This window comes from Haloferax marisrubri, assembly GCF_001469875.2.
Lineage (GTDB): Archaea > Halobacteriota > Halobacteria > Halobacteriales > Haloferacaceae > Haloferax > Haloferax marisrubri.
On the sequence record NZ_LOPW02000001.1, the window covers coordinates 169,335 to 187,259 of the forward strand.

General features: G+C 69.5%; 19 protein-coding genes. 9 read left to right on the forward strand and 10 right to left on the reverse strand.

The window, feature by feature from the left end; all coding sequences use genetic code 11:
* Positions 1–51 precede the first annotated feature (51 nt).
* Positions 52–1,038, reverse strand: a complete 987-nt coding sequence (locus tag AUR65_RS00845; protein WP_058565919.1) for a class I SAM-dependent methyltransferase — start codon at positions 1,036–1,038, stop codon at positions 52–54.
* 248 nt (positions 1,039–1,286) lie between these two features.
* On the opposite strand from AUR65_RS00845, the gene AUR65_RS00850 reads away from it, so the two are divergent.
* The gene (locus tag AUR65_RS00850) at positions 1,287–1,949 is read left to right on the forward strand and encodes a helix-turn-helix domain-containing protein (RefSeq protein ID WP_058565920.1); all 663 of its coding nucleotides are present in this window, start codon (positions 1,287–1,289) and stop codon (positions 1,947–1,949) included.
* Positions 1,950–1,992: 43 nt separating this feature from the next.
* On the opposite strand, the gene AUR65_RS00855 is transcribed toward AUR65_RS00850, so the two are convergent.
* Complete coding sequence (locus AUR65_RS00855; protein ID WP_058565921.1) at positions 1,993–2,463, reverse strand: HTH domain-containing protein; 471 nt, start codon at positions 2,461–2,463, stop codon at positions 1,993–1,995.
* A gap of 224 nt (positions 2,464–2,687) precedes the next feature.
* Between AUR65_RS00855 and AUR65_RS00860 the strand changes: the two genes are divergently transcribed.
* Complete coding sequence (locus tag AUR65_RS00860) at positions 2,688–3,113, forward strand: universal stress protein (RefSeq protein WP_058565922.1); 426 nt, start codon at positions 2,688–2,690, stop codon at positions 3,111–3,113.
* 55 nt (positions 3,114–3,168) lie between these two features.
* Here AUR65_RS00860 and AUR65_RS00865 read toward each other — a convergent pair whose 3' ends face one another.
* Entirely contained in the window at positions 3,169–3,609 is a 441-nt protein-coding gene (locus tag AUR65_RS00865; RefSeq protein WP_084816376.1) for a universal stress protein, read from the reverse strand.
* A gap of 78 nt (positions 3,610–3,687) precedes the next feature.
* Here AUR65_RS00865 and AUR65_RS00870 point away from each other — a divergent pair, with 78 nt between their 5' ends.
* Complete coding sequence (locus AUR65_RS00870) at positions 3,688–4,404, forward strand: TVP38/TMEM64 family protein (RefSeq protein ID WP_058565924.1); 717 nt, start codon at positions 3,688–3,690, stop codon at positions 4,402–4,404.
* On the opposite strand, the gene AUR65_RS00875 is transcribed toward AUR65_RS00870, so the two are convergent.
* Positions 4,379–7,192 carry a cation-translocating P-type ATPase gene (locus AUR65_RS00875; protein ID WP_058565925.1) on the reverse strand — a complete coding sequence of 938 codons (2,814 nt, stop codon included), beginning with the start codon at positions 7,190–7,192 and terminating at the stop codon, positions 4,379–4,381. The two genes, AUR65_RS00870 and AUR65_RS00875, sit on opposite strands and share 26 nt — an antisense overlap.
* Before the next feature lie 83 nt (positions 7,193–7,275).
* Here AUR65_RS00875 and fdhF point away from each other — a divergent pair, with 83 nt between their 5' ends.
* Both fdhF and yqeC read left to right on the forward strand, forming a co-directional pair.
* Positions 7,276–9,330, forward strand: coding sequence for a formate dehydrogenase subunit alpha (gene fdhF / locus AUR65_RS00880; protein ID WP_058565926.1), 2,055 nt, complete (start codon positions 7,276–7,278; stop codon positions 9,328–9,330).
* Positions 9,323–10,069 (forward strand): selenium cofactor biosynthesis protein YqeC, encoded by a 747-nt coding sequence (yqeC, locus tag AUR65_RS00885; RefSeq protein WP_058565927.1) that lies wholly within the window; start codon positions 9,323–9,325, stop codon positions 10,067–10,069. The genes fdhF and yqeC overlap by 8 nt, the downstream gene beginning before the upstream one ends.
* Positions 10,070–10,100: 31 nt before the next feature.
* Here yqeC and AUR65_RS00890 read toward each other — a convergent pair whose 3' ends face one another.
* The 6 genes from AUR65_RS00890 to AUR65_RS00915 all read right to left on the reverse strand — a co-directional run bounded on the left by AUR65_RS00890 (position 10,101) and on the right by AUR65_RS00915 (position 14,972).
* The gene (locus AUR65_RS00890; RefSeq protein ID WP_058565928.1) at positions 10,101–10,541 is read right to left on the reverse strand and encodes a pyridoxamine 5'-phosphate oxidase family protein; all 441 of its coding nucleotides are present in this window, start codon (positions 10,539–10,541) and stop codon (positions 10,101–10,103) included.
* A gap of 69 nt (positions 10,542–10,610) precedes the next feature.
* A complete protein-coding gene (locus AUR65_RS00895) occupies positions 10,611–11,087 on the reverse strand; it encodes a universal stress protein (protein WP_058565929.1) in 477 nt (158 codons plus the stop codon).
* Positions 11,088–11,117: 30 nt separating this feature from the next.
* Complete coding sequence (locus tag AUR65_RS00900; protein WP_058565930.1) at positions 11,118–11,438, reverse strand: hypothetical protein; 321 nt, start codon at positions 11,436–11,438, stop codon at positions 11,118–11,120.
* 66 nt (positions 11,439–11,504) lie between these two features.
* Positions 11,505–13,961: a heavy metal translocating P-type ATPase gene (locus AUR65_RS00905; protein ID WP_199180543.1), complete on the reverse strand. Its 2,457-nt coding sequence runs from the start codon at positions 13,959–13,961 to the stop codon at positions 11,505–11,507.
* On the reverse strand, positions 13,958–14,752 hold the full coding sequence (locus AUR65_RS00910; RefSeq protein WP_058565932.1) for a sulfite exporter TauE/SafE family protein: 795 nt from the start codon (positions 14,750–14,752) through the stop codon (positions 13,958–13,960). The genes AUR65_RS00905 and AUR65_RS00910 overlap by 4 nt, the downstream gene beginning before the upstream one ends.
* A 1-nt stretch (position 14,753) precedes the next feature.
* Entirely contained in the window at positions 14,754–14,972 is a 219-nt protein-coding gene (locus AUR65_RS00915; protein ID WP_058565933.1) for a hypothetical protein, read from the reverse strand.
* A gap of 165 nt (positions 14,973–15,137) precedes the next feature.
* On the opposite strand from AUR65_RS00915, the gene AUR65_RS00920 reads away from it, so the two are divergent.
* From AUR65_RS00920 to AUR65_RS00935, 4 genes are read left to right on the forward strand one after another with little or no spacing between them, the layout of a single operon-like run.
* The gene (locus AUR65_RS00920) at positions 15,138–15,365 is read left to right on the forward strand and encodes a hypothetical protein (protein WP_058565934.1); all 228 of its coding nucleotides are present in this window, start codon (positions 15,138–15,140) and stop codon (positions 15,363–15,365) included.
* Positions 15,366–15,905 (forward strand): cytochrome c oxidase subunit II, encoded by a 540-nt coding sequence (locus AUR65_RS00925; RefSeq protein ID WP_058565935.1) that lies wholly within the window; start codon positions 15,366–15,368, stop codon positions 15,903–15,905.
* Positions 15,905–17,674, forward strand: a complete 1,770-nt coding sequence (locus tag AUR65_RS00930) for a b(o/a)3-type cytochrome-c oxidase subunit 1 (RefSeq protein ID WP_058565936.1) — start codon at positions 15,905–15,907, stop codon at positions 17,672–17,674. Before AUR65_RS00925 ends, AUR65_RS00930 begins: the two co-directional genes overlap by 1 nt.
* Positions 17,671–17,865, forward strand: a complete 195-nt coding sequence (locus tag AUR65_RS00935; protein ID WP_007274787.1) for a hypothetical protein — start codon at positions 17,671–17,673, stop codon at positions 17,863–17,865. The genes AUR65_RS00930 and AUR65_RS00935 overlap by 4 nt, the downstream gene beginning before the upstream one ends.
* The last annotated feature ends 60 nt before the right edge of the window (positions 17,866–17,925 follow it).

The following is a 17,925-nucleotide window of genomic DNA, read 5'->3' on the forward strand; positions in this document are numbered from 1 at the left end:
TAATTAAGACTTGCGAATCAACCCGGTGTCTGCCGTTCGGCACCAGCCCCCTCACGCCCGCTTCGTCAGGCGAACGTCGAGACAGACGTTGTACTCGTGAGGGGCGTACGACCGGACGACGTGCTCGTTCACGACGTCGACCTCGTAGGTCGGTTCGGCGGCGGCACGGACGGCGGCGAGTCCCGGCCCGAACGGGTCGTCCTCGTGTTGGATGTCGTAGAGGTGAACCACGCACTCGTCGCTCGCGAGGCGGACCGCCGTGTCGAGGAAGTCGCCCGCGCTGTGCGGGAGGTTCATGATGAGTCGGTCGGCCCAGCCTTTGTAGTCGGCGGCGACCTCGCGCACGTCGCCGTGAATCGCGGTGATTCGGTCGGCCAGGTCGTTCCGCTCGGCGTTCTCGCGGAGATACGAAACGGCAACCTCGTTGAGGTCGCAGGCGACGACCTCCGCGCCCGCGGCGGCGGCCGGGACGGCGAAGGGGCCCACGCCGGCGAACATGTCGAACACGCGCTCGCCCTCGCGAACCGCCTCGACGACGCGGTGGCGCTCGGTCGCGAGGCGAGGGGAGAAGTAGACCGCGTCGATGTCGAGGCGGAACTCGTGGCCGTACTCGCGGTGGACCGTCTCGGTCGAGTCGCCGACGAGCACGTCCCAGTCGCGGACGCGGAGTTCGCCTTTGACCTTCGAGGCGCGGTTGACAACCGTCTCGGCCTTGAGGTCCGAGGCGACGATGGCGTCGGCGATTTCGCGGGCGCGGTCGGGGTCGTCCTCGTCGAGGATGACGATGTCGCCGAGGCGCTCGTAGGAGGGTTCGAAGCCGAGGAGGTCGGCGGGCGTGGTCTGCGTCTCGCGGGTCGGGGGTTCGAAGTCGACGACAGCCAAGTCGTCGGGGACGGCGTCGGCGTCGACGACGGGAATGTAGAGAGTCCCCTCGGCGACGGTAATCTCGTGGTCGTGGTCGAGCAGGCCGGCGTCGGCGAGGCGTCGGCGCGCCGCTTCGCCCGACTCGCGGGGCACGCGGACGCAGGGGACGTTCATATCCCCACCACTACACGGTCCCGAGTAAGCGTGACGCTTCGCGGCGGGTATATAATCCCCTGATGTGTCAGGGACCACGTATAGGTGGGTGGCGAGGAAACGATGATTCGCCCACACTCTCGACGACAATCGTCGTTCGAGTGGGCGTGCCTCTGACACATTGGGCCTTGCCCGGGCCCACTTTCGGTCCCCTGATTCGCGGGCTAATTAACGGGGTTTTACGACGCCGAAGCCGTAGCCGTCGGTGGATGAGTTGTATCGCTGAGTTCGTCGTTCGGAGTCCCGCCCTCCCGCTCACCCCGGCCATCGAACGCGTGCCTGCAATGCGACTCGACGTCGAACAGTCCGTGGCGACCGACCCCGACCGCCCGGTGTTCTTTCTGTGGGCCAGCGGCGGCGACTTCGACGCGTTCGAAGCCGCGATGCGAGACGACGACACCGTCGGCGACCCGACGCTGATGGAGGCGCTTTCGGACCGGCGGCTCTACAGAGTGCAGGTCTCGGCGGCTCCCGAAGTCGTCGTCGCCCCGAGCGGCGGCGAAGTCGGCGCGTCCCGGCTCGACGCCCGGTTCACCGTCGCCGGCCTCCACGCGCGGATGCGCTTTTCCGGTCGGGAGGGACTCCTCCGATACCGAGAGCTGTGTCGCCAGTCGGGGCTCGAAGTCACTGTCAGGCGACTCTCCCGCGGCGACGACCCGTCGGCGGAGCGCTACGGACTCAGCGAAAAACAGCGTCGCGCCCTCGAACTCGCCGCGGCCCGCGGCTACTTCGAGGTCCCCCGCGGGGTGGCCCTGTCGGACCTCGCCGACGAACTCGGAATCTCACCGCAATCGACCTCGGAGCGGCTTCGCCGGGGGCTCGGCCAACTCGTCTCGGCGACCGTGACCTCGGAGGAACCGAGCGGTCGCTGAGAGGCGGCGGGCGGCCGAAGGGCGGCGACCCCGACGCTCCGACTCACACTTCGACGTGCTCGTGGTCGATGCCGAGGAACGACTCCGCGGTCTCGACCCAGTCGGCGAGCGTTCGGCGCCCCTCGGTTCGCTCGTGGGGATAGACGGCCTCGATTTCGTCGTCGCGGAAGACGATTCCCAGCGTCGGCGGAAGGACGACCGCGTCGTGTTCGGGACCCATCCGGCCCGACCCGACGGTCGCCCGCTCGTCGAGCGTCGGGAGCGCGACCCCCTCGTTTCGCGCCCACAGCCGACACTCGGCCAGTCGCTCGCGGACGACCGCGTCGCGCTTCGTCGGCGCGGTGTCGGACTCAACGTCCACGTCGCGGTCCCACGTTCGGACGCACACGTCGTCGACGAGCCCCTCGTCAGCGAGCCGCTCCAGTCGGACGACAAGCGCCTGGTGTTCCTCGCCGAAGCCGTCCCGAATCGGACGAATCCACAGTTCTACCCGCCGTTCACTATCGGTCTGCATGCTCCTCACCACCAGTAACAGATACGCTCGGGGGGTGAATAAGCCGAACTCATCCTTCCCGCCGACCGGGAATCGGAAACGCGCGGGCGACGCGTGACGCGGTCGAATCCGAGGGCGTGGGTGTCCGGACGGTGCGGTTGGGGTCGTCCGGACGGTGTGGTCGGGGGCGTCCGGACGGCGCGGCCGGGTTCGGTTTTATTCGCTCGGCGCGCGTCTGTGAGGGCATGTTCGACCACATTCTCGTCCCCACCGATGGCAGCGACCACGCGGTCCGCGCCGCCGAGTACGCGGTCGACCTCGCGGCGACCTACGGGGCCGCCCTGCACGTCCTCTACGTCGTCGACGTCCGAACCGGCCACGCGGACGCGCCCGTCGACGACGATTCCCAGACGCGCGGAGAGGCGGCGGTCGGCGTCGTCGCCGACCGCGCGGCCGACCGCGACGTGCCCGTCGAGACGGAGATTCGGGTCGGCCTGCCGCACGAAACCATCATCGACTACGGCGAGGAACGCGACATCGACCTCGTGGTGATGGGCACCCACGGGACGAGCGGGCTGGAGCGATATCTGCTCGGAAGCGTCGCTGAGCGGGTCGTCAGGCTCTCTGACGTTCCGGTGCTGTGCGTGCCGCCGGCTGACGACGACGAGTGAGGTGCGTCGCTCGGGACCGACAGACGAGCCGTGAGACGAGCGCGAGTGGCGACCCTCAGCGGACGACCATCACGCTCATCGGCGCACGGCCGGAGACCAACTCGGCGACGCTGCCGAACAGCAGGTCCGTCTCGCCGGCGCGGCCGTGGCCGCCGAGGTAGACGGCGTCGACGCCCTCCCGGCGCGCGAAGTCGACGATAGTCCGTGCGGGGTCGCCGCGGAGGGTCTCGGTCCGGAGTTCCACGCCGCTCCCGTCGGCCAGCGCCGCGAGTTCGTCGAAGATATCCTCTGCGAGTTCGTCTGCGCGCTCGTACCACTCCTCGGAGCCGTGGAGCGGTTCCGTGCTGATATCTACGTCGAGCGGTGCGCTGTAGCCGGGGTCGGTCGGGTCGATGACGTGCAGGGCGACGACCGTCGATTCGGCGTGCGCGAGGGCCTGTTCGAACGCTCGCTTCGACAGCGGCGAGCCGTCGACGGCGACGAGAATCGTATCCATCATGATTATTACTACGTCGTCTCGACACAAAAGCGCTCCCGCGCCGGGTTTTTCTCCGCGGCGTGTGAGTAGCCACCCGTGTTATCCGTCCCCGAACTGTTCGAATCGCCGCGCGACCGGTGGCGGACGCTCGCGCTCGCAGTCGTCGTCGTCGCCGTCGTCGCCGTCGTCGGGACGACGCTCGTCGACCGCTTCCCGTTTCTCGCCAACCCGACGGCGTTGCGGGCGTGGCTCCTCGGGTTCGGCGCGCTCGCGCCTCTCGCGTTCGTCGGCGTGCAAGTCGCGCAGGTCCTCGTCGCACCCATCCCCGGACAGGCGCTCGGGTTCGCCAGCGGCTACCTGTTCGGCGCGCTCTGGGGAACGGTCTACAGCATGGTCGGCATCGTCCTCGGCACGGCGCTCGCGGTGGGTCTCGCGCGGGCGCTCGGCCGTCCATACGTCGAGCGTGTCGTCACCGCCGACGCACTCTCGGTGTTCGACGACGCGATGGAGACCCACGGTTTGGCCGTCCTCTTTCTCGTCTTCCTCGTACCGGGGCTCCCGGACGACGCCATCTGCTTCGCCGCCGGCCTCACCGACATCCCGGTTCGCAGGGTCGTCCTCGTCGCGGCGGTGGGTCGGCTCCCCGGCTTCCTGCTCGTGAACCTCGCGGGCGCGGCCGCCGCCGACGGCAACGCCGAACTCACCGCGGTCTTCGTCGGCGCGTTGCTCGCGGCGTCGGTCCTCGGCTACCTCTACCGCGACCGACTCATGGGCGCGCTCGGCTCGCTCACGAGTCGAACAGCCGGTCGTTGAGCCACACCAGACACAGGTTCGCGGCGAGGAACGGGACGAACGCGCCCGCGACCCAGCCCCACTCAGTAAGCCCCAGCGGGACGACGCCGAAGAGGTCCGCGGCCGGCGTGTAGAGCAACACGAGGTGGAGCGCGAGCGACAGGCCGACCGCGCCGAGGAGCCACGGGTTCGAAAGCGGCGACAGCCGGTAGCGGAGCCGAACCGACTGCGTGCGGACCAACTCGGCGGTGACGAGGAAGGTAAACAGCACCGTCTGGGCGACGACGAGGTCGCCGGAGCGAGACAGCGCGTAGAAGAACACGCCGAGTCCGGCCCCGGTGAGCGCGACGCCGATACCGAGAATCGAGGCGACGGTCCGGCGGTCGAGGACGCCCTCGTCGCGGGGACGCGGCGGCCTGCGCATCACGTCGTTCGACTTGGGGTCCGCGCCGAGCGCGAGCGCGGGGAAGCCGTCGGTGACGAGGTTGAGCCACAGGAGCGCGACGGGCGTGATGACGAGCGCCGACTCGGACGCGAACACCGCGGGGAACAGCGCCGCGCCGAGGAGCGTCCCGAGGAAGACGACGAACACCTCGCCGGCGTTCGCCGACAGCAGGTAGTTGACGAACTTGCGGATGTTGTCGAAGATGCCGCGGCCCTCCGCGATGGCGTCGCGGATGGTGACGAAGTTGTCGTCGCGGAGCACCACGTCCGACGCGCCCTGTGCGACCTGCGTCCCGCGGTCGCCCATGGCGATGCCCACGTCGGCATTACCGAGCGCCGGCGCGTCGTTGACGCCGTCGCCGGTCATCGCCACCGTGTAGCCCGCGTCCTGGAGCGCCCGGAGGATGCGGACCTTGTGTTCGGGCGCGACGCGGGCGAACACGTTGGTCTCCTCGACGACCTGGCCGAGTTCCTCGTCGTCCATGGCGGCCACCTCGGTGCCCGTGACGACCGAGTCGGCGTCGATGCCGACCTCGCGGGCGATGGCGCGGGCCGTCCGCGGGGTGTCGCCGGTCGCCATCGTCACCTGCACCCCGGCGTCGCGGCAGTCGGCGACCGCCTCGGCGACGCCCTCGCGCGCCGGGTCGGTCATGCCCTGTAATCCAAGGAAGACCAGTCCCGATTCGAGCGTCTCGTCGTCGGCGTCGGGGTCCGCCTCGGGGGCGTACGCGAATCCGAGCACGCGGAGCGCGTCGTCGGCGAAGGCGGTCACGGTCGCCTCGACGCGTTCGCGGCGCTCGTCGTCGAACGACTCGATTTCCCCGTCGACGAGGACGCGGTCGCACCGCGCGACGATTTCCTCGGGCGCGCCCTTCACGAGCGCGACGGGGCCGTCGCCGGGCGCGTCGAACGCGTCCACGACGACCGACATGCGCTTTCGCTCGGAGGTGAAGGGGACTTCGCGGAGCCTGTCGTCGGGGTCGCGCGAGCCGTCGAGGCCCGCGTCGGCGGCGGCGTTCACGAGCGCGACTTCGGTGGGGTCCCCGCGGTGGGCCCCGTCGTCGAGTTCCTTGGTGTCGTTACAGCGAGCCCCGCAGGACAGGAGCGCCGCGAGCGCCGGGTCCGGGTCCGACACGGCCCCTGCGTCGGGGGTCGCGTCGCCGTCTCCCGACGCGGCGGCAGTCGAGTCCGAACCACCGTCCAGTTCGACCGTCCGGTCGTCGGGGAGCCACGCGCGGGTGACGGTCATGCGGTTTTCGGTCAGCGTCCCCGTCTTGTCGGTGACGATGTAGTCCACCGCGCCGAGGCTCTCGACGACCGCGAGGTTGCGGACGAGCGCGTTGCGCTCCATGAGCGTCCGCGACCCGAGCGCGAGGGTGAGCGTGACGACCGCCGGAAGGCCCTCGGGGACGGCCGCGACGGCGAGCGTGACGGCGACGAGGAGCACGACCACCGGGTCGGTCGCGGTGAGGAACAGCTGGACCGCCGCGATGAGCAGGATGAGCGCGACGATGCCGACGCCGATGCGGCGGCCGAGGCGGTCGACCTCGATTTCGAACGGCGTCTCGCGCTGGCGGGCCTGTCCGAGTTGGTCGGCGATGGCCCCGAGTTCGGTGTCCATCGCGGTGGCGACGACGACGGCCTCCGCGCGACCTCTGACGACGGTGGTCCCGGCGTGGAGGACGCTTCTCCGGTCGGCCAGCGCCGCGTCGGCCTCGACGGAGTCGGCCGCCTTGTCTACCGGGGCGCTCTCGCCGGTCAGCGTCGACTCGTCGGCGCGGCAGTCGGCCGCCGTGAGAATACGGGCGTCGGCGGGGACGGCGTCGCCCGCTTCGAGGACGACCACGTCGCCCGGGACGACCTCGGTCGCCGGGACCGCCCGAATCGAGCCGTCGCGTCGGACCGTCGCGTCGGGGGTCGCCATCTCCCGGAGCGCCGCGAGCGCCTGCTCGGCGCGGTAGTTCTGCACGAACCCGAACAGGCCGTTTCCGAGCAGGATGAGCAGGATGAGCGCGGCGTCGGTGTAACCCGGGTCGCGGCCGGGTAGGAGGCCGACGACGAGCGAGAGGCCGGCGGCGAAGAAAAGCAGGAGGATGAGCGGCCCGGTGAACTGCGAGACGAGGAGCGAAAGCGTCGAGACGCCGTCTTCGTCGGCGAGTTCGTTCGGCCCCTCCTCGTCGAGTCGGCGGGCCGCGTCGTCGGCGTCGAGGCCGTCGCGGCTCGACTCGAGGCGCTCCAGCGCCGCCTCGCGTTCGAGCGCGTGCCACGGGACGTCTTCGCGTCCGCTCGCGTCCTCGGCCTCTCGATGCGCGGTTGCCTGCTCGTGCACAGTTCGACCGAACGACACGAGCGGACGTATGTCCACCGGCGATTTTTACCCCGCCGCAGCCGGCGGTACGATGAATATCGTTCGGGTCACACGTTCGACTATGTGTGTGGTGTGTCAGCGTGCCTGAGCGGGTAGCGGCATCGAGCGAGAGCGTCTGTCCGTACTGCGGCGTCGGCTGCGGCATCCGCTACGACGCCGGCCGCGGGAGCGCCGTCGGGTGGAACGGCCCGGTCAACACGCGGGGTGAACTCTGTCCCAAGGGGGCCGCGGCGTGGGACGTGGTCGAACACGACGAGCGCCTGACCACCCCGCTGGTGCGAGTGAACGGTCGGCTCGTCGAGGCGACGTGGGACGAGGCGTTCGACCGCATCGAACGCGAGTTCTCCCGAATCGTCGCCGACCACGGGCCGGACTCGGCGTTCTTCTTCTCGTCGTCGAACTGCACGAACGAGGAGAACTACCTGCTCCAGAAGACGGCGCGGGCGCTCGGGACGAACAACGTCGACAACTGCGCGCGGCTCTGTCACGCCTCGACGGTGGCGGCGATGGGCGACCGCTTCGGCGCGGGGGCGATGACGAACTCGCTTTCGGACCTCGGCGAGGCCGACGTGTTCCTCGTGACCGGCGCGAACCCCGCCGAACAGCATCCGGTCATCTTCCGGTCGTACCTGCTTCCGGCGCTCAAGTCGGGGACGACGATGATTCACGTCGACCCCCGCGAGAACCAGACGACGAAGGCGGCGGACATCCATCTCCCGGTCGAACCGGGCTTCGACATCCCGCTTCTCAACGCGATGGCCGCCGTCGTCGTCGAGGAGGGGCTGGTCGACGAGGCGTTCGTCGCCGAGCGGACCACGGGGTTCGAGGCGCTCCGCGAGCATCTCTCAGGGCTCGATATCGACGCGGAAGCCGAGCGCGCCGGCGTCGACCCCGCCGACCTCCGCGCCGCCGCGCGAGCCTACGGCGAGGCCGGCCGCGCGGCCATCTTCACCGGGATGGGAATGAGCCAGCACCACTACGGCACCGACAACGTGCAGGCGCTCATCAACCTCCCGCTCCTGACCGGCAACGTCGGGAAGGCGGGGACCGGGGTCAACCCCCTCCGCGGGCAGAACAACGTGCAGGGCGCGGGCGACGTGGGTGCGCTCCCGAACGTCCTGCCGGGATATCGACCCGTTACCGACGACGAGGCCCGCGCCGCCGTCGCCGACGTGTGGGGGTTCGAACCGCCCGCTCTCCCGGGACTCACGGAGGTCGAAGCGACCCACCGCTTCGGCGACGAGGTGCGGGCGGCCTACGTCTTCGGCGAGAACCCCGCCGTGACGGAGCCGAACGCGAACCGCGTCCGCGAGGCGTTCGAGGCGCTCGACTTCTGTGTCGTCCACGACGTGTTCCCGACCGAGACGGCCGAATTCGCGGACGTGGTGCTTCCCGGGAGCGTCTGGGCCGAGAAGTCGGGGACGGTGACGAACACCGACCGACAGGTCATCCGCATGAACCGGAACGTCGCGCCGCCCGGCGACGCCCGCGCCGACCTCGACATCCTCCGGGAGTTCGCCGCCCGCGTGGCCGGCCTCGACGCGCCCGCGACACCCGAGGGCGTCTTCGACGAACTCCGGCGAGTGACGCCTATCTACGCCGGCATGTCGTACGACGGCATCGGCACGGGAAGCCAGCGCTGGCCGTTCCCGGAGGGCGCGACCGAGGGGACGGCTATCCTCCACGCCGACGCGTTCGCATCGGGGTCGAAGACCGCTCCGTTCCGGGTTGTCGAACACGTCGACCCGGCGGACCACGTCGCCGACGGCGAACTCGTCCTCGTGACGGGGCGCGTCCTCCAGCACTTCAACAGCGGCGCGCTCACCCGCCGGTCGGGCGTGCTGATGCGGATGCGCGGCGAGGACAGCCTGCAGATTCACCCGGAGGACGCCGCCGCCCGCGGCATCGAAGACGGCGCGACCGTTCGCGTCGAAAACGACCGCGGCGAAATCACGGTCGCGGCCGAGGTGACGCCCGCCGTCCGTCGGGGGACCGCCTTCGCCACGTTCCACTACGCGGAGCCGCTCGTGAACCGGTTGACCGGCGACGCGCTGGACCCGACCGCGAAGATACCGGAGTACAAACACAGCGCCGTCCGCGTGACGGTCGAGTCGGGGGTGGCGGCCGATGACTGAGCAACCGGCGTCGCTGCCGACGCTCGCCGACGCCCTCGGCATCGGCCCGGACGACCTCGTCTGCGCCGTCGGAGCGGGCGGCAAGAAGTCGCTTCTCTACCGACTCGCCCGCGACCTCGACGGCGTGGTCACGAGCACCGTCCGCATCCCCATCTTCGACGACGAGGTGGCCGAGGTCGTCGTCACGGACGACCCCGAGACCACGGTCGCGGAGACGCCGACCCGCCCGCTCGGCGTCGTGCCGGAGCGCGAGCGGTCCGACCGCTACCGCGGCTACGACCCGGCGACGGTCGACCGAATCGCGCGCGCCACCGACGACGTGGTGCTCGTCAAGGCCGACGGGGCTCGGTCGCGCTGGCTGAAAGCGCCCGGCGAGGACGAACCGCAACTCCCCGACACGGCCGACCTCGTCTGCCCGGTCGCCAGCGTCCGGGTCGTCGGCGAACCGCTCTCCGACGAGCGCGTCCACCGGCCGGAACTCGTCTCCGACGTGTCGGGGACGGCGGTCGGCGACGCGATATCCGAGTGGGACGTGGCCGCCGTGCTGTCGAACGACTGCGGCGGGATGAAAGGCGTGCCCGAGACGGCGCGGGTCGTCCCGGTGCTCAACATGGTGGACGACGAGCGACTGGCGGAGACGGCCGAGGAAATCGCGCGGTGGCTCAGCGAACATCCCCGCGTCGACCGCGTGGTGGCGACGTCGCTCGCCGCCGACGAGCCGGTCGTCGGGCTCTACTGACTCCCTGCGAGGACGACGCCCGCGAGGCGACTCATCTGGCGGTTTCGCGCCCCGTCAACTCGTCGAGTTCGAGTTCGACGAGGTGGAATTCGAGGTCGTCGACCTCCTCGTCGAACACGCGGACGCCGCCGAACAGTTCGTTGATGGTCGTCGCGTTGGGGCGCTCGTCGTCCGGGAGGACGCGGATCGGCCCGCGGGCCATGATGCTCCACGAGTCCTTGCCCGCGTCCTCGTAGCAGACGAACGTCGCCTCCTCGGTCTCCTCGATGAACGCGAACTTCTCGCTTCGCCCGTCGTCGGTGAGGCGGAACAGGAGCCGGCCCTCCTCGGCGTCGTAGCTGACGTGGGCGGGAATCGCGTAGGAGCGTCCGCCGTCGGCCAACGACAGCACGCCCGACGAGGCGTTCGACAGCCGTTCGGCGACCGTCTCCGGGTCGGTTCCGACGGTGTAGACGTACCTGATATCTCGCATACTTGACGTTCGCGGCCGCGACACATGAAACGGTGGTTCGACGACGGCGGCCACCGACCCCGAGCGACCTCAGGGGAGATAGAAATGGGACTTCGGGAACCGCCGGTGAATCTCCGGGGGCGCGTGGCGGACGATATGTACGTCGTGGGCGTCGTCGCTCGCGACGTTCCCGCCGACGCTGACGAGCGGGACGACGACGCGACCCGCGTTCTCGCTCCCGACGAAGATGACGGTCGCGTCCGTCTCAGACGCGACCGTCCTGAGCTTCGAAACGATGTTTCCCGGCGCGGGGTTCTGACCGACCGAGACCGCCTGAAACGACGCCGGCGGCGCGATGTCGACCGCGGTCTCGTGGAGTTCTCCGACGACCGTCTCCCGGTCGAAATCCTCCCGCGACGGGACCCATCCCGCCTCGACGGCGTACGCGGAATCGTCGGGGACGACCGCGACCGTGAGCACGTCGCGGTCGGTGGCCGACGCGAACTGCGCGGCTCTGTCGAGCGCGGCTTTCGCCAGTCGAGAGCCGTCGTAGGCGACGAGGTACATGTATTCCGGTCGTGTAGCGACCGTGATAAATCAGTCGTCGGCTACCGACTCGATTCGCTCGCTGGACGACGCGAGTCGGTCGAGAGCGTCCTGCGCGGCGTCGCTCACCGCGCCCACGTCGCGGTAGGAGTCGCCGAGGCCCACCTCGCGGCGGTGCCACTCGCCGTCGGCGAAGGCGAAGATATCGACCCACCAGTAGAGCGTCAGCCCGCGCGCGAACTCGGTGATAGTGACGCGTCGGTCCGAGTCGGGCGACTCGTAGACGGTCTTAGCGCTCGCTTCGTCGGTGTCCACGTCGGTCTCGACGGTCCACCCCTCCGGAACGGCGAGCGAGAAGGGGTCGTCTGTCATTATCGTTCCCGACGGGGCGGAGCGACTTGATTGGTCCGCTTTCGGCGACCGTCTCGGGAAGGCGACTCAGTCGAGCGACCGCGCCGAGTTGGCGACGACGAGCAGGCTCGACGTACCCATGGCGACGGCGGCGAAAAGCGGGTTGAGCACGCCGAGGGCGGCCAGCGGGATGGCGACCGCGTTGTAGCCGAACGCCCATGTGAGGTTGCCGCGGATGCGACGGTTCACCCCGGTCGAAAGCGAGAACACCTCGGGAATCGCGTCGATGTCGCGGCCGACCAGCACCGCGTCGGCGGCGTCGCCCGCGATGTCCGTCCCCGTGCCGAGCGCGATACCGATGTCGGCGGCGGCGAGCGCGGGCGCGTCGTTGCTCCCGTCGCCGACCATCGCCACGGTGCCCCGGGCGCGGAGGCGCTCGACCGTCTCGGCTTTCGCCTCCGGCGGGACGCCCGCGAACACGTCTATCACGTCCGGGTGGTCGCGGAAGCGCCGCGCGGCGCGCTCGGAGTCGCCCGTGAGGACCACGACCTCGCGGCGACCGTCGTCGGCGACGGCGGCGACCACGTCGTCCCACGCGGCCCGCGGTTCGTCGCCGACGACGAGCACCGCCCGAGAGCGCCCGGCCCACCCGACGACGACCGGCACCGCGCCCTCGTCGCGGGCGGCCTCGACGGCGTCCTCGTGGGCCGGCGCGAGCGTCACGCCCTCGTCGCGGAGGAGCGAGGGATGGCCGACGACGACGTGCTCGCCGTCGACTCGGCCGGAGACGCCGCGGTCGTGGACGGTCACGTCGTCGGCCGAAACGTCGGGAATCGACGCGTTCGCGTCCGCCGCCTCGATTCGGTCTTCGGCCGCCTCCACGACGGCGGTCGCGAGCGGGTGCGCGGAGAAGCGTTCGAGCGCGGCGGCCGCGGCGAGGGCGGCGGTTCCGCTGTCGCCGACGACCCGGAGGACCGCCATGTCGCCGTCGGTGAGCGTCCCGGTCTTGTCGAAGACGACCACGTCCACGTCGGGGACGGCCTCGAAGACGGCCTCGGAGGCGACGACGATGCCACGGCTCGCGGCCTCCTTGATACCGGAGGCGACCGCCAGCGGCGTGGCGAGGCCGAGCGCACAGGGGCACGAGACGATGAGGACGGTGAGGCCGATGAGGAGCGCGTCGGTCGGCGTGCCGCCGCGGACGAGCGTCCAGCCGAAGGCGACGGCGGCGAGGACGAGCACCGTCGGGACGAAGATGGTCGCCAGTTTGTCGGCGAGGCGCTGGACCCCCGAGCGGGCGCTCTGGATGTCCCAGAGCAGTTCGACCAGTCGGTCGAGCGTGCTCGTCGCGTCCTCGCCGACCGCGACGACGAGCGGGCGGTCGGTGACGACGGTCCCGCCGAGCACGTCGTCGCCGGGGCGCTTCGTCCGCGGCATCGACTCGCCGGTCACGAGCGCCTCGTCGACCGCGGCGGCCCCCTCGCGGACGGTGCCGTCGACCGGGACGCGTTCGCCCGGCCGAACCTCGACGAGGTCGCCCGGTTCGAGCGCGTCGAGCGCGACCATCTCGACTGCGGTGTCGCCGGAGCCGCCAGCGTCGTCGGCGACTCTCCGACGGGCTTCCGAGACGCGGGAGGCCGCGAGGTCCGAGAGCATCCCGGCGGCCTTCCGCTTGATGCGGTCCTCGTAGTAGTTGCCGAGCGTGACGACGAGGATGATGGCGACGGTCACGTCGAAGTAGACGTGGGTCTCGCCGACGAGGACGGCCGCCGTCGAGTAGACGTAGGCGCTGGTCGCCGCCAGCGAGACGAGCAGGTCCATGTTCGGCTGGCCGGCGCGGAGGCTGACGAGCGCCCCGCGGAGGATGGGAAAGCCGGTGTAAAACAGGACGATGGAGGTCATCACCCAGATGTTGCCGAGGATGTAGATGCCGTCGAACACGCCGAGTTCGACGACCGACTGGAAGCCGACGTAGGTCGGGTACAGAAACAGGACGTACCACAGCATCACCATCATGCCGAAGACGCCGCCGCCGATGACGAACCGGGCGACCTGATTGTCGGACCGCTCGGCAGCCTCGCGTTCCTCGGGGTCGCGCGTGCCGTAGCCGTAGCGGGCCAGCGTCCCCGACAGTCCGTCCAAGTCGGCGGCCTCCGGGTCGTAAGTGACGCGGACCATGTCGTTGGCGTAACTCGCCTCGGCGGCGTAGACGCCCTCGCAGGTCCGCGCGGTCCCCGAGACGAACGCCTCGCAGGTGGCGCAGTGCATCCCGTCGACGGCCATGTAGGTCCGCTCGGCGTCGTCGGGCACCTCGTCGGCCTCGCCCGCGAGTTCGCGCTCGACCGTCTCGGGGTCGGCGCTCGCGGCGTCGCCGAGCGCGCGGGTGATTTCGAGACAGCCGCGACAGCAGAACTCGCCGTCCACCTCGTCGCCGGTGACGGGCGGCGTCGGCGTCGGCAGGCCACAGAGGTCACAGCCCTCGGCGTCACCGCCGTCGCTTCCGCCGCCGGCAGACCCGCGGGACCGCGTCGTAGACATCGTCACAACGGTTGGTAGAAGGGCACGTGAAGGTGCGGGACAGACACGCCCAGAAGCATCAGCCCGTGGGACAGCGGGATGTAGCCGAGGACGAGGAACGCCGCCCCGAGCGCCCGGTGGAGCGTCGCCCGCCGGCGCGCCGAGACGCGGCCCAGAAGCGTCCCGTAGAGGAACAGCGTCGGTATCGTCCCGAGGCCGAGCAGGCCGAGCAGGGCGGCGGCCCGGAGCGGTTCGCCCGTCGAGAAGGCGTAGAGGTACGCCGGGTAGATGATGGGACACGGGAGCAGGCCGTGAATCGCTCCGAGGCCGAGGATTCGCGGCCCGCCGACGAGCCTATCGACGCGGGCGGTCGCCCACCCGCTGACGCGGCCGAACAGGCGCGTGACCGCGGTCGGGGTGAACCGGTCGATGGCGGCGGACTGGCCGACGAGGTAGCCGACACCCGTGAGAATGATGGCGGCCCCGACGAGCAGACCGGTCGTCGCGCGGACGCCGCTCCCGACGGCGGCTACCGAGTCGAACGCGTCGAAAAACAGGCCGCCGACGAGGGCGAAGCCCGCGCCGATGGCCGCGTAACTCAGCGCCCGCCCGACGTTGAACAGCGCGTGTTGGCGGACCTGTCGGAGCGTGAGCGACCGGCTATCGACGCCCTCGCGGTCGGCGAGGCGGTCGGCGTAGACGCTGACGAGCGGGCCGCACATCCCGAGGCAGTGCGCCCCGCCGAAGAGGCCGACGAGGAGGAACGCGACGGCCTCGGGCGTCGCGGCCGGCAGTCCGAGCGAGATGCCGCCGTCCATCTCACGCGGCGTGTTCGGCGTCGTTCTCGGGGTCGGCGTCGCCGTCGTGGCCGTGTCCGCCCTCGGTCGGGCTCATGAGGAAGTAGATGACCGCGGAGATGAGAAGCACGTTGACGGCCGTGACGACGCCCGCGAGGGGGTTTTTCGTCACGCCGAAGATGACCGCTGGCAGGAGCGCGAGCAGTGCGACGGTTCCGGCGCGTCGAGGCGTGAGTTCCATACCGGTCCATTCGCGACCACGGTGTTTCTGATTTCGCCTATTCCCACCGCGTTGGAATGGGGTGTTGCGTTAAAGTCCCGTTATTCCTCATGACCGGGTATGGCCGTTGATTCGACAGCAGAGGGAGCCGCGTCCTCTGCCGCGCGCACTTCCACCGACGGAGGCGTGCCAGCAAACGCGGATTCCCAAGGTGATTCCGGGCAGGCAGACCCCCCGGTCGACTCCATCGTCGGGACGGCCGACGACGGCATCGTTCGCGAACTCGAACACGACGACTTCGACCCGGTCGGGACGCTCGTGCTCGTTCTCATCTACATGGCGATTCTCATCGGCATGTGGGTGTTCATGTACTTCGTCGAGTTCCTCGGACGGGGTCTCACGGTGGTGGGATAGATGGAGATACACGCCTACGAGAAACTCTGGTTGGCGCTGGCGCTCGTCCTCATCGTCGGGTTCATCGGGACGATTACCTACGGGGCCGCGGGCGCGGGTATCGACATGATAGACGACAAGGGCGGCACGGTCGACCCGGCGACGCTCGACCAGCATCCGAAGTTCGGCGACCCGGGTATCGAACAGAACGGTGAGAACAGCTACGACGTGTACGTCGTCGCTCGCCAGTTCGTCTTCGAACCCGGCACGACCGAACCGCTCCGCGTTCCCGCCGGTAGCACGGTCACGTTCCACGTGACCGCCGCCGACGTCATCCACGGCTTCGAGGTCGTCGGGACGAACGCGAACACGATGGCCATCCCCGGGCAGGTCGCGGAGTTCACCGTCCAGTTCGAAGAGCCCGGCGAGTACGGGATGCTCTGCAACGAGTACTGTGGCTCCGGGCACCACGTGATGGAAGGGAAGATTGTGGTTATGGAACAGGAAGAATTCGACAGTTGGTACGAACAACAGCAGGCGCAAGGGGAGGCTGAGAACTGATGGCGACCGCATCCGGCGGCAGCGAGTTCGTCGATAAGTTCCCCGACGAGGCGGCAATCGTCAAGGCGAGTTTCCTCATCGCGTTCGTCTCGCTCGGTATCGGCGCCTTCTTCGGACTCATTCAGGCGCTCCACCGGACGGACGTGCTCCGCGTCATCGACTCCGCGGACTACTACACGGTGCTGACGGGCCACGGCGTGTTGCTCGCCATCGTCTTCACCATCTTCTTCCTCTGTGGGGTGTTCCACTGGGCAATCGCCAGGAGTCTCGACCGCCCCGCCGAGAGCGCGCTGTTCTCGTGGGCGTGGGTCGGCCTGATGACGACGGGCACGGTTCTCGCCACGGTCGCCATCCTCGGCGGCTTCGTCCCCAACCTCGGCATGAGCGCGGACGTGCTGTTCACGTTCTACGCGCCCCTGCAGGCTCACCCGATATTCTACATCGGGCTTGCGATGTTCATCGTCGGGACGTGGCTCTCCGGCGCGGACTGGTTCCTCTCCTACCGCGCGTGGCGGCAGGACCACCCCGACGAGCGCATCCCGCTGCAGACGTTCATGGTCCTCACGACCATGATTATGTGGTACATCTCCACCCTCGGCGTCGCCGTCTCGGTGGTGTTCTTCCTCATCCCGTGGTCGCTCGGCCTCATCGAGAGCGTCAACCCGCTTCTGACGCGGACGCTCTTTTGGTACTTCGGCCACCCCATCGTCTACTTCTGGCTGATGCCGGCGTACCTGCTTTGGTACACTGTGCTCCCCAAACTCGCGGGCGGACGGCTGTTCAGCGACCCGCTCGCACGCGTGGTGTTCCTCCTGTTCCTCCTGCTTTCGACCCCAGTCGGGATTCACCACCAGTACCTCGACCCGGGTATCGCGGAGGGCTTCAAGTTCATCGCCATGACGAACACGATGTTCCTGCTCCTCCCGTCGCTGCTCACGGCGTTCACCGTCGTCGCCAGCGTGGAACACGGCGCGCGCCAGCGCGGCGGTAAGGGCTACCTCCGCTGGCTCGGTGCGCTCCCGTGGCGCGACCCCGCCTTCACCGGCATGGCGCTCGCGGGTGCGATGTTCGCCGCCGGCGGCTTCTCCGGCATGATCAACGCCGGGATGAACATCAACTACCTCATCCACAACACGCTGTGGGTTCCGGGCCACTTCCACCTCACCGTCGGCACGGCCGTCGCGCTGACGATGATGGCCGGGTCGTACTGGCTCGTCCCGCAGGTCACGGGCACGAAGCTCTACAGCCGCCCCATCGGCCTCCTGCAGGTCATCATGTGGTTCGTCGGCATGGTGTTCATGTCGAACGCGATGCACCGCGCCGGCCTCGCCGGCATCCCGCGGCGCACCGCCGAACCGCAGTACCAGAACTTCGAGTTCCTGACGCCCATCGGGAGCATCTTCGAGCTTCGGGTGCAGATTGCCCTCGGCGGGACGCTCCTGTTCCTGTCGGTGGTGCTGTTCCTGTTCAACATCCTCCTGACCTCGCTCGGCGAGGAGTCCGACCGGCCGGTCGACTCCTACCTCCCCGAGCCGCTTTCGGGGCCCGAAGGGAGTCCGCGCATCCTCGACAACCTCGCGATGTGGACCGGTATCGCGGCGGTGCTCGTCGTGCTCGCGTACACGCTCCCGCTGGCCGGCATCATCCAGAACGGCGGCGGACTGTTCGGTGGCGGTCTCCCCGTCCCGGCGACCGTCTCAGCCGGCTTCGACCTCGTGATGACGACGGTCACGAGCGCGTTCAACACCCTCTGGGGGGTGGTCGCGTGAAGCTCACGAAGGCACGGGCGCTCATCCTCATCGCGTTCAGCGTCCCCATCGCCATCGAACTGCGCACGGTGGCGGGCTTCTTCAACGTGGAGCTCCCGCTCATCGCCGTGGCGGTCATCGAGTTCCTCTTTCTCGCCCTGCTGTTCGTGCTGTACGGACTCTACGGCGAGGGGTCGGAGTCGGCGGCGTAGCCGACGACTCGGACGCCGTTTCGACGCCTGATTTTCCGCATCGTCGCCGCGAAACCCGCC

Coding starts and splice junctions, on each gene's coding strand:
- AUR65_RS00845 (WP_058565919.1), bottom strand. CDS start 1,038: ATGAACGTCCCCTGCGTCCGCGTGCCCCGCGAGTCGGGCGAAGCGGCG.
- AUR65_RS00850 (WP_058565920.1), top strand. CDS start 1,287: ATGAGTTGTATCGCTGAGTTCGTCGTTCGGAGTCCCGCCCTCCCGCTC.
- AUR65_RS00855 (WP_058565921.1), bottom strand. CDS start 2,463: ATGCAGACCGATAGTGAACGGCGGGTAGAACTGTGGATTCGTCCGATT.
- AUR65_RS00860 (WP_058565922.1), top strand. CDS start 2,688: ATGTTCGACCACATTCTCGTCCCCACCGATGGCAGCGACCACGCGGTC.
- AUR65_RS00865 (WP_084816376.1), bottom strand. CDS start 3,609: ATGGATACGATTCTCGTCGCCGTCGACGGCTCGCCGCTGTCGAAGCGA.
- yqeC (WP_058565927.1), top strand. CDS start 9,323: ATGACTGAGCAACCGGCGTCGCTGCCGACGCTCGCCGACGCCCTCGGC.
- AUR65_RS00890 (WP_058565928.1), bottom strand. CDS start 10,541: ATGCGAGATATCAGGTACGTCTACACCGTCGGAACCGACCCGGAGACG.
- AUR65_RS00895 (WP_058565929.1), bottom strand. CDS start 11,087: ATGTACCTCGTCGCCTACGACGGCTCTCGACTGGCGAAAGCCGCGCTC.
- AUR65_RS00900 (WP_058565930.1), bottom strand. CDS start 11,438: ATGACAGACGACCCCTTCTCGCTCGCCGTTCCGGAGGGGTGGACCGTC.
- AUR65_RS00910 (WP_058565932.1), bottom strand. CDS start 14,752: ATGGACGGCGGCATCTCGCTCGGACTGCCGGCCGCGACGCCCGAGGCC.
- AUR65_RS00915 (WP_058565933.1), bottom strand. CDS start 14,972: ATGGAACTCACGCCTCGACGCGCCGGAACCGTCGCACTGCTCGCGCTC.
- AUR65_RS00925 (WP_058565935.1), top strand. CDS start 15,366: ATGGAGATACACGCCTACGAGAAACTCTGGTTGGCGCTGGCGCTCGTC.
- AUR65_RS00930 (WP_058565936.1), top strand. CDS start 15,905: ATGGCGACCGCATCCGGCGGCAGCGAGTTCGTCGATAAGTTCCCCGAC.